Genomic DNA, 13310 nt, shown 5'->3' on the forward strand with positions numbered 1-13310 from the left:
ATCTGCTTTTTATGAGGTTTCATTTTTTACCGCTTACGCGGCTTGCCGTAGTGAGTTCAGCGATACGAACCTGTGCGCTACCGGCGCCTGGCTCGTAAGGGAACCTTTATAAGCGTGGTCAGCACCGCGCTTATAGAGGCTTCCGTAAACATCCGGGAACTCAGGTTCCCGGAGAGTGACTTTTTCTGTTACGCCCCGCGTTGCAGCAGCATCGACTTAATATGGCCGATGGCGCGCGTTGGGTTTAGGCCTTTCGGGCACACGCTCACACAGTTCATGATGCTGTGACAGCGGAAAACACTGAAAGCATCGTTGAGATTGTCGAGACGCGCATTGGTTTCCGTGTCGCGGCTGTCGATCAGGAAACGGTAAGCGGCCAGCAGGCCAGCCGGACCGACAAACTTGTCCGGATTCCACCAGAACGACGGGCACGACGTTGAGCAACAGGCGCAGAGAATACACTCATACAAACCGTCCAGATGCTCACGCTCGGCTGGGCTCTGTAAATGTTCGCGCGCCGGTGGATTTTCCCCATTATTCAACAGGAAAGGCTTAATCTTCTCATACTGTGCATAGAATTGTCCCATGTCTACCACGAGGTCGCGGATCACCGGCAAACCTGGCAGTGGACGGATAACAATTTTCTTCGAACCGTTGCCCAGCGCAGAGATCGGCGTGATACACGCCAGACCATTTTTACCGTTCATGTTCAGACCATCTGAACCGCACACGCCTTCACGGCAAGAGCGACGGAAAGCCAGCGTAGGGTCTTTCTCTTTCAGACGGATCAGCGCATCCAACAGCATCATGTCGCGACCATCTTCCGACTCCAGGGTGTACTCCTGCATGCGCGGCTTGGCATCGACTTCCGGGTTGTAACGATAGATTGAAAATTCGAGTCTCATGATGATCTCCGCAATTAGTAGGTACGCGCTTTCGGCGGGAAGGCCGCACGCAGTTTCGGTTGCATGTTCACCTCACGGCGCGTCATGCTTTCCGTCTGCGGAACATAGAGACTGTGGCACAGCCAGTTTTCATCATCGCGGTCCGGGAAGTCGAAGCGGCTATGTGCACCACGGCTTTCGGTACGGAAGTTGGCGGCAACAGCGGTGGCGTAAGCGGTTTCCATCAGGTTATCCAGCTCAAGGCACTCGATACGCTGGGTGTTGAAGTCTGGCGAACGGTCATCAAGACGCGCTGATTTCAGACGCTCACGAATCACTTTCAGCTCTTCCAGACCTTCACGCATCGCATCGCCATCGCGGAACACCGAGAAGTTGTTCTGCATGCAGCGCTGCAGCGCTTTACGGATTTCGACAGGATCTTCACCGGTGGTGTTATTTTCCCAGCGGTTGAAGCGCGCCATCGCTGCATCGATATTTTCCGGCGTGGCTTCACGCAGTTCGCCCTGCTCTTCAATACACTCCAGCAGATGCACACCAGCTGCGCGACCGAACACCACCAGATCGAGCAGCGAGTTGCCGCCGAGGCGGTTAGCGCCATGAACCGATACGCAGGCGATTTCACCGACGGCGAACAGACCCGGAATCACCTCATCCTGGCCCTGCTCATTCACGCGCAGCGCCTGGCCGGTCACTTTGGTCGGCACGCCGCCCATCATGTAGTGACAGGTTGGGATCACCGGAATCGGTTCTTTAATTGGGTCAACGTGGGCAAAGGTACGCGACAGCTCAAGGATGCCAGGCAGACGCGACTCCAGCACTTCGGCACCGAGATGGTCGAGTTTCAGTTTGATGTGCGGACCCCAGGGGCCATCGCAACCGCGACCTTCACGGATTTCCACCATCATCGAACGCGCAACCACATCACGACCCGCCAGATCTTTGGCGTTCGGCGCATAACGTTCCATGAAGCGTTCACCGTGCTTATTCAGCAGGTAACCGCCTTCACCACGGCAACCTTCGGTGACCAGCACGCCCGCACCGGCAATACCGGTTGGGTGGAACTGCCACATTTCCATATCCTGCACCGGCACGCCGGCGCGCAGCGCCATGCCAACGCCGTCACCGGTGTTGATGTGGGCGTTAGTGGTGGATTGGTAAATACGGCCCGCGCCGCCGGTCGCCAAAATAGTGGCCTTGGCTTTGAAATAGACGGTTTCGCCGGTTTCCATGCAGATAGCCGTACAGCCGACAATCGCGCCGTCTTCGTTTTTCACCAGATCCAGCGCGTACCATTCGGAGAAGATGGTGGTTTTGTTTTTCAGGTTCTGCTGATACAGCGTATGCAGCAAGGCGTGGCCGGTACGGTCGGCCGCAGCTGCGGTACGCGCCGCCTGCTCACCGCCGAAATTCTTCGACTGACCACCAAACGGACGCTGATACACCCGGCCATCATCCAGACGGGAGAACGGCAATCCCATATGTTCCAGTTCCAGGATCGCTTCCGGACCGACATGACACATATATTCGATCGCGTCCTGGTCGCCGATAAAGTCGGAACCTTTGACGGTGTCGTACATGTGCCATTCCCAGTTATCGTCATGGGTGTTACCCAGCGCAACGGTAATACCGCCCTGCGCCGATACGGTATGGGAACGGGTTGGGAATACTTTGGATAACAGGGCACAAGTCTGGCCCGATTGGGAGATTTGCAGAGCGGCGCGCATTCCTGCGCCACCCGCGCCGATCACCACGGCATCAAATTCTCTGACTGGCAAACTCATTTACACACCCCACACAACAACGGTTCCATAAATCGCATATGACAACAGCGCAACCACAATCACAAACTGCAGCAACAAACGGGTTGCAACAGGTTTCACGTAGTCAGTCAGCACCTGCCACATTCCAATCCAGCCGTGGATCAGAATCGAGAACAGCGTCAACATGGTGAACACTTTAGTGAAGGCGGACGAGAAGAAGCCATGCCAGACGTCATACGTCAGCGTGCCTGTCATCACGACAAAACCGAGGATGTAGAGAATATAGAGCGTAATTAAGATTGCAGCAGCACGCAGTAACAGCCAGTCATGGATACCGTTGCGTCCTAATGCAGAAGCATTGCTTACCATACGAGGACTCCAGCCAAAATTGAGAGCACGACAGTGATAACAAAAGCCGCTTGCGCGGAACGGGTTCCCACCTGCAGGGTTTCTGCTGTTACACCAAAATCAGCCAACATATGGCGAATACCGCTCACAGCGTGATACGCCAGCGCAGTTAAAATGCCCCACATGATGAATTTGGCGAAGAAGCTATCCATGATGGATGCCGCTTGCTGGAAACCTTCTGGAGAGGAGAGAGAGAGACCCAGTAACCAGAGCAGAATTCCGAGAGCGACAAAGGTGATCACGCCGGAGACGCGGTGGAGAATGGACGATATTGCAGTAACGGGAAACCGGATCGTCGAGAGATCCAAGTTAACAGGTCTTTGTTTTTTCACGGTTTTGCCCACACAGCTCTTTTTTATTTTGCTTCCTCCGGTCCTGAGTTGCATCAGAGACACAGCGTGTGTTCAGACTGCAACCGCCACCAAAATAGCAACATCCAGTGTTAAATAAAGCGGGTAAAACGCTGGGTGGCTCCTGGTGTCAGGGTGTTCCGGAGACCTGGCCGCAGTATAGGAGGATCACATTCTGATTACAATTCCCCTACAATCTCTTTGGTCACATTTAGGCTGAACAGTGATCAGTCTCACGAATTTCACAATTCATACATTTTTAATTATCTGATTTGACAAAAGATCAACATTTCAGTTACAAACAATCGCATTAAAGTCCTATGATGCACAAAAGTTATGGGGATACACTTTCCCCTAAGCTCAAGTTATGTAACATTGCCAATACAAGTAACACAAAGCATCAGGTTATTGGTTACCAAGAAGTTATGTCGTGACAGGAACTTTAACATCCTCGATGTGCAGCATGTCATGCCCCGACGCCACCGAATGGCCCAGTTCAGCATTTACTCTGTAACCCTGCACGACCAACGTTACCGCAGAGTGATGCTGTGAAGATTGTGGTTTTACGTAACAACATGGCTATTCTGGTGTCTAAGATCCTTACCTTAAAGGCGCTATGGAGACGAAATAATGACAGATAAAAAAGTGACGCTAACCCTACAAGATAATACTTCTGTTGAACTGGACGTGATGCAAGGCACGCTGGGACAAGATGTAGTTGATGTCCGCGCCCTTGGCTCACAAGGCCTGTTCACCTTCGATCCCGGCTTCACCTCTACGGCGTCCTGCGAATCTAAAATCACCTTTATTGATGGTGACGAAGGTATTCTGTTACACCGCGGTTTCCCGATTGATCAGCTGGCAACCCACTCTAACTATCTTGAAGTGTGTTACATCCTGTTAAATGGCGAAGCCCCGACCCAAGCCCAGTTTGAAGAGTTCCGCACCACCGTTACCCGCCACACCATGATTCACGAGCAAATCACCCGACTGTTCCACGGCTTCCGCCGCGATTCGCATCCAATGGCAGTAATGTGTGGTGTGACCGGTGCGCTGGCAGCGTTTTATCACGACTCATTAGACGTCAACATTGAACGTCACCGTGAAATCGCTGCGTTCCGCCTGTTGTCGAAAATGCCGACCATGGCAGCGATGTGCTACAAGTACTCGATTGGCCAGCCGTTTGTGTATCCGCGCAACGATCTCTCTTATGCCGGTAACTTCCTGCACATGATGTTCGCCACGCCGTGCGAAGAGTACAAAGTGAATCCAGTGCTGGAACGCGCGATGGACCGTATTCTGATTCTGCACGCCGACCATGAGCAGAACGCTTCAACCTCTACCGTCCGTACCGCAGGCTCTTCAGGCGCGAACCCGTTTGCCTGTATCGCCGCCGGTATCGCTTCACTGTGGGGACCGGCGCACGGCGGTGCCAACGAAGCGACACTGCGCATGCTGGAAGAGATCAGCACCGTTGATCACATCCCTGAGTTTGTTAAACGTGCGAAAGATAAGAACGATTCGTTCCGTCTGATGGGCTTCGGCCACCGCGTGTACAAAAACTACGATCCACGTGCCACCGTGATGCGCGATACCTGTCACGAAGTGCTGAACGAACTGGGCATGAAAGATGATCTGCTGGAAGTGGCGATGGAGCTGGAACACATCGCGCTGAACGACCCGTACTTCATCGAGCGTAAACTCTATCCAAACGTCGATTTCTATTCAGGCATCATCCTGAAAGCGATGGGCATTCCGTCTTCCATGTTTACCGTTATCTTCGCGATGGCGCGCACCGTGGGCTGGATTGCACACTGGAAAGAGATGCACGACGAAGGCATGAAAATCGCCCGTCCGCGTCAGCTTTATACCGGTTACACCGAGCGTCCATTCACCTCGGCGCTGGATAAATAAGAGAAAGGCGGCCATCTGGCCGCCTTTTTTATAGCGCTACAACTGGCATCCCGGGCACCAGTAAAACGGCCGCGATGACAGCACGCCCTTCTCAACCACCGCGCCGCACCGCCGACACTTTTTCCCCTGCCGATGAAACACCTCGAAGCGAAACGCTGCTTCTTCATGATACTTCTTCATACTGCCACGCATCTCGTATGACAAACGCGGCACCGCCAGCATCGCCTCACTTAACGCCGTCAGCTGCTGTTCGCTGAGGTCCTGCACCCGATGCGACGCCAGCAATCCGGCATGCCACAAAATCTCCACGCGCAGATAATTGCCGAGGCCGGCTAAAAAGGCCTGATCAAGCAGCAAGCCGCTGAACTGGCGACGACGAAAACGCGGCGACAGCAAACGCTCGCGCACCTCTTCCACCGTTAAGCTGGCATCCAGCACATCCGGGCCCACGCGCTGCAAAAACGGATGCGCAGCTAAAGTATCGGCGTTGAGCAGCTCAATATCCGACGCGCTATACAGCAAAATGGTTTTATCCGCCGTCGCGAGCCGCACGCGCAGCTGACGTGTGGTATTCGGTTGCGTACCGGTTGGCACCACGCGCCACACGCCGTACAGCTGATTGTGGCTGTAGAGCGTCAAACCATTGGAGAAGTGGGTGAGCAGCGCTTTACCGCGCGTTTCGAAGGCGTTGATGGTGGCATCCATCAGCGCCGGTTCGTAGGTTTTCAGCTGTGGAAAGGCAAACCACACATCGGTGAGGGGTTTGCCGACCATTGCCTCTGCCAGCTGATCCGCCGCGCGGCGGATCTCCGGTCCCTCAGGCATAACAACTCCTTTTAATGCGTAGCGCCACCGACGACGCGGATATCATTTTCGGTACTTAGGATCACCTGCAGCGAGGTTTCCAGCGCCTGAATCACGCTTGCAGTCGCCATGCTGGCCACGCCGGGATGGTGCACCGCTTGTTCCGGCATATACGGGATATGAACAAAACCGCCGCGCGCCTTGCTGTTGGTGGTGTGGATCCAGTGCAGCAGGCTGTACATCACGTGGTTACAGGTGAAGGTGCCGGCGGTTTGCGATACCGAGGCCGGCACACCCACTTCACGCAGCGCGGCAACCATCGCTTTGATCGGCAGCGTGGAGAAATAAGCCGCCGGGCCATCCGCCTCGATGGGCTGATCGATCGGTTGCTGCTGGTTGTTATCCGGTATGCGCGCGTCATCCACGTTGATCGCAACGCGTTCAACGGTAATATCGGCGCGGCCGCCGGCTTGCCCGACGCACAACACGCGGTCGGGTTGAATCTCCTCCAGCGCGCGCGTCAGCACTTCACCGCAAGTGGCAAATACCACCGGCAGCTGGCGTACCACAATGCGTGCACCGGCGATCTCTTTGCCGTCGAAGGTGCGCACCGCTTCCCACGAAGGGTTGATGTTTTCGCCACCAAAAGGCTCAAACGCCGTCATTAACACCGTTTTCATTGCAACCTCACAAGAACATCAGGAAGTAGAGCAGGAAAATATTCACTACCAACAGTAGCACACCGGTTGGCACCTGAGCCTTGATCACCGCGTTGCGGTCCGGCAGCTCCAGCAGGCGCGCCGGCACGATGTTGAAGTTGGCCGCCATTGGCGTCATCAACGTGCCGCAATAGCCGGAGAACATCCCAATCGCCGCCATTACCGCCGGATTGCCGCCGTGCTGCAGCACCAGAATCGGAATACCAATGCCGGCGGTGACAATCGGGAAGGCAGCAAACGCATTGCCCATCACCATGGTCAGCAATGCCATGCCACCCGCATACACCGCGACGGCAATCAGGCGATTATCTACCGCCAGATACTGTTCGGTGAGATGCGAAATTGCCGTGCCGACACCGGCGCTGGTGAACAGCAGGCCAAGCGTGGCCAGAATCTGCGGCAGAATAAACGCCCAACCGACCGCATCCAGCAGGCGACGGGTTTCCTGCATCGACTGCAGCGGCTTTTCATGGGTGATTTTCAACGCAATCAGCCAGCCCAGCAGGCAGCCAATCATCATGGAGAACAGCGTCACCAGCGTGGCGTGATTGCCGGGACCAAACACCGTATCCTGCAAACCGGGAATATGGTTAAACGCCAGCACGCCAATCACCGTCACCAGTGGAATCGCCAGCGCTGGCAGGAACAGTTTGTTGTGCATACGTTTAGCACTTTCCTGTTTCTGCTCATCGCTGCGCTGATGATAACGCCCCAGACGCACGCCGCCGAAACCGGCAATCAGCGCCATCAACACCACGGCCACGCCCACGCCGATATGCAACCAGCGGCGGCCCAGTTCCGCATCGCCCGCCCATTGTCCCATCAGCTGATAAGCACCGTCGCCAATCAGGAAAATCAGGCCATACAGTGCCCAGAACAGACCGGTGGTAAAACGGCGCGGGTTAGCGCTGTCACGCCATGAAAGCACGGCAACCACCAGCAGGATCACCCCTGCCAGCCACATTAAATATTGTTGCTGGAACATTACTTCGCTCCTTTGGCGTTCAGCGCCTGCTGGTTTAACGCGCCCAGTTCACGCGACAGCTGGCGATCGAGACGCACCAGACGAGCTGAATGAATGAGGAAAGCACAGAGCGCGGTAGGAATGCCCCACAGCGCGATATGCAGCGGTTCGGTGCTGATACCGGCAGATTCCTGCATAAAGTTATGCATGAAGATAATCGCGCCAAAGGCAACGAAGATATCCTCGCCAAAGAACAGACCGACGTTATCGGTCGCTGCAGACATGGCGCGCAGACGATGGCGCACGTCTGGCGGGACGTCACCGTAGCGGTTTTCTGTGGCACCTTCGGCCATCGGCGCCAGCAGCGGACGCACCATCTGCGGATGCCCGCCCAGGCTGGTTAAGCCCAGCGCGGCGGTGGCTTCACGTACAAACAGGTAGACGATCAGCAAGCGGCCGGCGGTGGCGGTTTTGATCTGCGCAATCCAGCTTTGCGCCCGCTCTTTCAGGCCATGACGCTCCAGCAAACCGATAACAGCCAGCGGCAGCAGCAGAATCAGCGGCAGATTACGCGTATTGAGGAAGCCAGAGCCGAGCTTTTCCAGAATGTCTGCCAGCGGCAGATGCGCTGCCAGCCCGGTGACGAAGCCCGCCACAATCACCACCAGCACCGGGTTAAAGCGCAGCACAAAACCCAGAATGATGGCGGCAATGCCCAGCAGCGGCCAGAGGTTTACCACGTTATCCATGTTGTTCCCTTATGTGAAAAGACAAAGCCCGGCGTGATGCCGGGCAATGAGTAAAAACGTTATGCGCTGGTGACCGCAATCTGACTGGTCGCAAATGCCGCGCGCAGCGTGCGGGCGAACTGCAGCGCATGTGCGCCATCACCGTGTAAACAGACGGTTTCGGCGTTAACCTTGACCCATTCTCCGCTGATGCTCTGCACCTGACGCTGCTGCACCATCGCCAGCGTTTGCGCCAGCGCCTGTTCGGCATCTTCAATCATCGCTTGCGGCTGGCTGCGTGGCACTAACGCCCCGCTCGCCAGATAGCCGCGATCGGCAAACACCTCTTCGCGGGTGCGCAGACCATGATGCGCCGCCGCCGCAATCGACGCGCTGCCCGCCAATCCGACCAGAATCAATCCGCTATCCACGGCTTTTACCGCGCGCGCGATGGCATCCGCCAGTTGCGGATCGCCCGCCGCCTGGTTGTACAGCATGCCGTGCGGCTTGACGTGTACCAGCCGTTCGCCTTCGCTCTCGGCAATGCTCTTCAGCGCACCAATCTGGTAGATCATCTGCGCATACACCGTTTCCGGCGGCAGCTGCATAGCGGTACGGCCAAAGTTTTCCCGATCGGGGAAACTCGGATGTGCGCCAATCGCCACGCCCGACGCTTTCGCCCAGCGCACCGATTGCAGCATGGTTTGCGCATCACCGGCGTGGAAGCCGCAGGCGATATTGGCTGAACTCACCAGCGTCAGCAGCTCCCGATCGCTGGCGCTGCCTTCGCCGAGATCGGCGTTAAGATCAATCTTCATGGGCCAATCCCCAGGCTATTTGGTCGAAGGAACGTTGTTGATGCTGTTTGGCGTGAATCGCGTCTTCCAGCGCGCAGTGGATAAAGTGAATCGGTTCGCCGAGACGAATTTGCGCCAGATGATAGAGATCGGCTTCGATGATGCAGGCAATGCGCGGATAGCCGCCGGTGGTTTGTGCATCCGCCATCAACACAATCGGTTGACCATTGGGCGGCACCTGTACCACGCCGGGCACTAAACCGTGCGACAGCAAATCGCGCGTCGCATCGCGATGCAGTTGACGTCCCTGCAGGCGATAACCCATGCGATTACTTTGCGGACTGAGCTTCCACGGGCTGCGCCAGAAACCCTGCTGCGCCTCACGCGAGAACTCGTTATATTCAGGGCCCGCTAAGGCGCGGATGCGGTTGCCCCATAGCAGTTGACGCACGCCGGCTTTATCTTTGAAGTCGCGCGTCGGTTTACCCAACGGCAGCTCGTCGCCATCCTGCAGTTTACGTCCCTGCCAGCCGCCAAACGCTGCCTTGAGATCGGTACTGACCGAACCGAGCATGTCCGGCACGGCAAAACCACCGTTGACCGCCAGATAGCTGCGCATGCCGCGCGTTGGCGTTGCCAGCGTCAGCACCTGCCCTTTTTTCACCGGCAGACGCCAGCCGGTCCAGACCGGTTTGCCATCCAGATCGGCATTGCAGCCCGCGCCCGTCAATGCAAACCAGCCATCGCGCGTAAACTGCGTTTTAAATTGTCCCAGCACGATTTCCAGCACTGCGCTCTGCTCGGGGTTGCCCACCAGCATATTGGCGGTGCGCATTGCCGGTTGATCGAGCGCGCCGCCCACGCTGATGCCATATTGGCGGAAGCCGGTGCGGCCGTGGTCTTGCAGCGAGGTCATCATGCCCGCGCGGAGAATTTTCAACATACGCCCTCCTGCTGCGGCACAAAACGCACGCTATCGCCGGGGCGTAACAGTGTCGGCGGATGCTGAAGCGGGTCGAACAGGCTGAGCGGCGTATGACCAATCAGTTGCCAGCCGCCGGGCGCGGCTAAGGGATAGATGCCGGTTTGGCTGCCGCCGATGCCCACCGAGCCGCTCGGCACCAGTACGCGCGGTTCAGCGCGGCGTGGCGTGTGTAAACGCTCATCCAGGCCACCGAGATAAGGGAAACCAGGCTGAAAGCCGATAAAATAGACCACATAATCGATGCTGCTGTGCAGTTCTACCGCTTGCCTGGGCGTCATGTTGGCGCGCTCCGCCACCTCCAGCAGATCCGGCCCGCCTGCGCCGCCGTACACAACTGGAATCTCGACGCGGCGCGATTCCGGCAGCTGCGCTTCGCTCTCTTCCCACCAACGCTGCAAACGCTCAATCGCGTCCAATGCATTGCGTTGCGGATCGCGCAGCAGCAACGTCAGGTTGTTCATGCCAGGAATCACTTCCTCAACCTGCTCGTTTTTCTGCAGTCGCTGACACAATCCCCAGATGCGCTGCTGGCTGGTCAACGAAACCGGTGGCTCCAGTTCCAGCACCACAGCGCGCTCACCTAGCAGATAACAACGTGCTCGTTGCAAAAACAACCTCCTGGTAAAAGTCTTACATGTCGCAGAACGAATGTTGCAGGATCGCCATTCATAGCGAACGAACTTCTCGTTTATGCGTAAAGGCCATAAGTTATGCGAAAGTGACAGAGATGTGTCAACAGATTTGCGCCCTTAACGCAGGTTAAGGGCGTGAGAGGGAAGAAATCAGGCAGGATTGTCGATGTCGATAAAGGTCACATCAAGGCCATGATGGGCAGCTAACCATTCGCCCAGCGCCTTGATGCCGCCGCGTTCGGTCGCGTGGTGTCCGGCGGCAAAGAAGTGCAAACCTTGTTCGCGCGCGCTGTGGATGGTTTGCTCGGAGACTTCGCCGGTGATAAAGGCATCGACGCCAAAGGCTGCCGCGCTATCGATAAAGCCCTGACCGCCGCCGCTGCACCAGGCAACGCGCTTGATCAATGCCGGCGCGTTATCGCCACAGTGCAGCGGTGTGCGACCTAAACGTTGGGCAATTTTTTCCGCCAGCGCCGCGCCACTCAGTGGTTGTGCCAGCTCGCCCCACGGCACCAGTGGCTGAATTTGGCCTTTCACTGCAATATCTAACAGACGCGCCAGCTGCGCGTTATTACCCAACTCGGGATGCGCATCCAGCGGCAGATGCCAGCCATACAAATTGATATCATTGGCCAGCAGCGTGCGCAGACGCTGGCGCTTCATGCCTTTAATCACCGGCGCTTCGCTTTTCCAGAAGTAACCGTGGTGCACCAGCACCGCATCGACGTTGCGCTTCACCGCCTCATCCAGCAGCGCCTGACACGCGGTTACGCCAGTGATGATGGTTTTCACCTCGGCGCGCCCTTCCACCTGCAAACCGTTCGGCGCGTAGTCGCTGAAGGCGCTGTTATTCAGCTGCTGGTTAACAATCTGTTCTAACTCGACATTATTCATTACGGCTCCCTGACCGCCTCAAGCCGCGCTGCGAGCGCGCTCAAAGGCGTCTAGTGTCTTTTTACGTGCGTCCTTATGTTCCACGATTGGCGCGGGATAATCGAGTTTCTTGTTATTTTTCTGCGCCCACACTTGCGGCTGATGGATATCGCTGTCGGGCACGTCGCTGAGTTCCGGCAGCCACTGACGAATAAACTCGCCCTGTTTATCGAAGCGCTCGCCCTGCGTGGTGGGATTGAAGATACGAAAATAGGGCGCGGCATCGGTGCCAGTTGACGCGGCCCACTGCCAGCCGCCATTGTTGGCGGCCAGATCGCCATCGATCAGCTGCTGCATGAAATAACGCTCACCTTCACGCCAGTCGATCAGCAGATCCTTCACCAGGAAACTGGCGGTAATCATGCGCAAGCGATTATGCATCCAGCCGAACGTGTTGAGCTGGCGCATCGCCGCATCAACAATCGGATAGCCGGTTTTGCCCTGTTGCCAGGCTTTGAGATGCCCGTCGTTTTGCTGCCAATCCACGTTGCGCGTCCAGTCGACAAACGGCTGATGTTTGCACAGCGCCGGAAACGCCACCATCAGATGACGATAGAATTCGCGCCAGATCAGTTCGTTCAGCCAGGTAAAGGCCTTGCCCTCGTTGAGAGCATCGGGATGCTCTTTGAGCACGCGATGAAGACATTGGCGCGGCGACAGCACGCCAGTGGTTAGATAAACCGATAAGCGGCTGGTGCCGTCAATGGCCGGTAAATCACGCTGATCCGGATAATGCTGCACCGCCTGTTTAGCGAAGTGGCGCAGCTGTTTTAACGCCGCCTCTTCTCCCGCCGGGAACAGGCTTTCATCAAAGGCTTCACAAGGATAATCAAAAGCGGGAATCTTCTTTTCGGTACTGATGGGCGCACCATCACGCGCTTTCGGTGCCTGATGGCACTCCGGTAAGCCCTGATGTAAACGACGAACAAAGGCTTTGCTGAACGGCGTGAACACTTTGAACATGGTGTTGCTGCCGGTTTGCACGCTGCCCGGCGGCAACAGCAAGCTGTCATCGAATCCCTGACATATTACGCCCTGCGCATCCAGACGTTTCTCCGCCTGCGCATCGCGTTCACGCTCGTTGATTTCATACTGGTAATTGTAGAACAGCGCATCAACCCGCTGCTGCTGGCAAAATTTCGCCAGATATTCAATCGAAGCGGCAAAGTCATCACACTGATGGAAATGCAGAGGAATGCCGCGTTCAGCCAGTGACTTCTGCAACAAGCTGAGATTTTGCTGGATGAACGCCGCCTGCTTTGGCGCCATATGGTGTTGCTGCCACTGCTGCGGTGTGGCGATAAACAGCGCAATCACTTTGGTCTGGCTATCGCGGCAGGCAGCGGCCAACGCCATGTTGTCATTGATGCGCAGATCGTTGCGCAGCCAAACTAAATGGGTGGTCATAAAG

General features: G+C 56.4%; 14 protein-coding genes. 1 reads left to right on the forward strand and 13 read right to left on the reverse strand.

What is annotated here, in order from left to right; all coding sequences use genetic code 11:
- Positions 1-188 precede the first annotated feature (188 nt).
- The 4 genes from IB226_RS17955 to sdhC are packed head-to-tail and all read right to left on the reverse strand — an operon-like array spanning position 189 to position 3417.
- Positions 189-905 carry a succinate dehydrogenase iron-sulfur subunit gene (locus tag IB226_RS17955; protein ID WP_007890649.1) on the reverse strand — a complete coding sequence of 239 codons (717 nt, stop codon included), beginning with the start codon at positions 903-905 and terminating at the stop codon, positions 189-191.
- Between the two features lie 14 nt (positions 906-919).
- Entirely contained in the window at positions 920-2686 is a 1767-nt protein-coding gene (sdhA, locus tag IB226_RS17960) for a succinate dehydrogenase flavoprotein subunit (protein ID WP_101763217.1), read from the reverse strand.
- Positions 2687-3034 carry a succinate dehydrogenase membrane anchor subunit gene (gene sdhD, locus IB226_RS17965; RefSeq protein ID WP_049850912.1) on the reverse strand — a complete coding sequence of 116 codons (348 nt, stop codon included), beginning with the start codon at positions 3032-3034 and terminating at the stop codon, positions 2687-2689.
- Positions 3028-3417, reverse strand: coding sequence for a succinate dehydrogenase cytochrome b556 subunit (gene sdhC / locus IB226_RS17970; protein ID WP_101763218.1), 390 nt, complete (start codon positions 3415-3417; stop codon positions 3028-3030). The genes sdhD and sdhC overlap by 7 nt, the downstream gene beginning before the upstream one ends.
- Positions 3418-4053: 636 nt before the next feature.
- Here sdhC and IB226_RS17975 point away from each other — a divergent pair.
- On the forward strand, positions 4054-5337 hold the full coding sequence (locus tag IB226_RS17975) for a citrate synthase (RefSeq protein WP_008107361.1): 1284 nt from the start codon (positions 4054-4056) through the stop codon (positions 5335-5337).
- A 36-nt stretch (positions 5338-5373) separates the two neighbouring features.
- Here IB226_RS17975 and nei read toward each other — a convergent pair whose 3' ends face one another.
- The 9 genes from nei to phrB all read right to left on the reverse strand — a co-directional run bounded on the left by nei (position 5374) and on the right by phrB (position 13306).
- Positions 5374-6162, reverse strand: a complete 789-nt coding sequence (gene nei / locus IB226_RS17980; protein ID WP_192236626.1) for an endonuclease VIII — start codon at positions 6160-6162, stop codon at positions 5374-5376.
- 11 nt (positions 6163-6173) lie between these two features.
- Positions 6174-6821, reverse strand: a complete 648-nt coding sequence (pcp, locus tag IB226_RS17985) for a pyroglutamyl-peptidase I (RefSeq protein WP_101763220.1) — start codon at positions 6819-6821, stop codon at positions 6174-6176.
- 7 nt (positions 6822-6828) lie between these two features.
- Positions 6829-7845, reverse strand: a complete 1017-nt coding sequence (locus tag IB226_RS17990) for a DUF979 domain-containing protein (protein ID WP_192236627.1) — start codon at positions 7843-7845, stop codon at positions 6829-6831.
- On the reverse strand, positions 7845-8573 hold the full coding sequence (locus IB226_RS17995; protein WP_101763222.1) for a DUF969 domain-containing protein: 729 nt from the start codon (positions 8571-8573) through the stop codon (positions 7845-7847). Before IB226_RS17995 ends, IB226_RS17990 begins: the two co-directional genes overlap by 1 nt.
- A 59-nt stretch (positions 8574-8632) precedes the next feature.
- The gene (pxpA, locus tag IB226_RS18000; RefSeq protein ID WP_101763223.1) at positions 8633-9370 is read right to left on the reverse strand and encodes a 5-oxoprolinase subunit PxpA; all 738 of its coding nucleotides are present in this window, start codon (positions 9368-9370) and stop codon (positions 8633-8635) included.
- Complete coding sequence (gene pxpC, locus IB226_RS18005) at positions 9360-10292, reverse strand: 5-oxoprolinase subunit PxpC (RefSeq protein WP_192236628.1); 933 nt, start codon at positions 10290-10292, stop codon at positions 9360-9362. The genes pxpA and pxpC overlap by 11 nt, the downstream gene beginning before the upstream one ends.
- Positions 10286-10942: a 5-oxoprolinase subunit PxpB gene (gene pxpB / locus IB226_RS18010; RefSeq protein ID WP_192236629.1), complete on the reverse strand. Its 657-nt coding sequence runs from the start codon at positions 10940-10942 to the stop codon at positions 10286-10288. Before pxpB ends, pxpC begins: the two co-directional genes overlap by 7 nt.
- A gap of 174 nt (positions 10943-11116) precedes the next feature.
- A complete protein-coding gene (locus IB226_RS18015) occupies positions 11117-11860 on the reverse strand; it encodes a type 2 GTP cyclohydrolase I (protein WP_192236630.1) in 744 nt (247 codons plus the stop codon).
- Between the two features lie 18 nt (positions 11861-11878).
- Positions 11879-13306, reverse strand: coding sequence for a deoxyribodipyrimidine photo-lyase (gene phrB, locus IB226_RS18020; protein WP_192236631.1), 1428 nt, complete (start codon positions 13304-13306; stop codon positions 11879-11881).
- Between the last annotated feature and the right edge of the window lie 4 nt (positions 13307-13310).

The organism is Pantoea sp. PNT03, from assembly GCF_014852515.1.
Taxonomy (GTDB): Bacteria; Pseudomonadota; Gammaproteobacteria; order Enterobacterales; family Enterobacteriaceae; genus Pantoea; species Pantoea leporis.

Bases quoted from the DNA above. Each gene is read 5' to 3' on its own strand.
- IB226_RS17955 (WP_007890649.1), bottom strand. From the start codon at position 905: ATGAGACTCGAATTTTCAATCTATCGTTACAACCCGGAAGTCGATGCC.
- sdhA (WP_101763217.1), bottom strand. From the start codon at position 2,686: ATGAGTTTGCCAGTCAGAGAATTTGATGCCGTGGTGATCGGCGCGGGT.
- sdhD (WP_049850912.1), bottom strand. From the start codon at position 3,034: ATGGTAAGCAATGCTTCTGCATTAGGACGCAACGGTATCCATGACTGG.
- IB226_RS17975 (WP_008107361.1), top strand. From the start codon at position 4,054: ATGACAGATAAAAAAGTGACGCTAACCCTACAAGATAATACTTCTGTT.
- nei (WP_192236626.1), bottom strand. From the start codon at position 6,162: ATGCCTGAGGGACCGGAGATCCGCCGCGCGGCGGATCAGCTGGCAGAG.
- pcp (WP_101763220.1), bottom strand. From the start codon at position 6,821: ATGAAAACGGTGTTAATGACGGCGTTTGAGCCTTTTGGTGGCGAAAAC.
- IB226_RS17990 (WP_192236627.1), bottom strand. From the start codon at position 7,845: ATGTTCCAGCAACAATATTTAATGTGGCTGGCAGGGGTGATCCTGCTG.
- IB226_RS17995 (WP_101763222.1), bottom strand. From the start codon at position 8,573: ATGGATAACGTGGTAAACCTCTGGCCGCTGCTGGGCATTGCCGCCATC.
- pxpA (WP_101763223.1), bottom strand. From the start codon at position 9,370: ATGAAGATTGATCTTAACGCCGATCTCGGCGAAGGCAGCGCCAGCGAT.
- pxpC (WP_192236628.1), bottom strand. From the start codon at position 10,292: ATGTTGAAAATTCTCCGCGCGGGCATGATGACCTCGCTGCAAGACCAC.
- IB226_RS18015 (WP_192236630.1), bottom strand. From the start codon at position 11,860: ATGAATAATGTCGAGTTAGAACAGATTGTTAACCAGCAGCTGAATAAC.
- phrB (WP_192236631.1), bottom strand. From the start codon at position 13,306: ATGACCACCCATTTAGTTTGGCTGCGCAACGATCTGCGCATCAATGAC.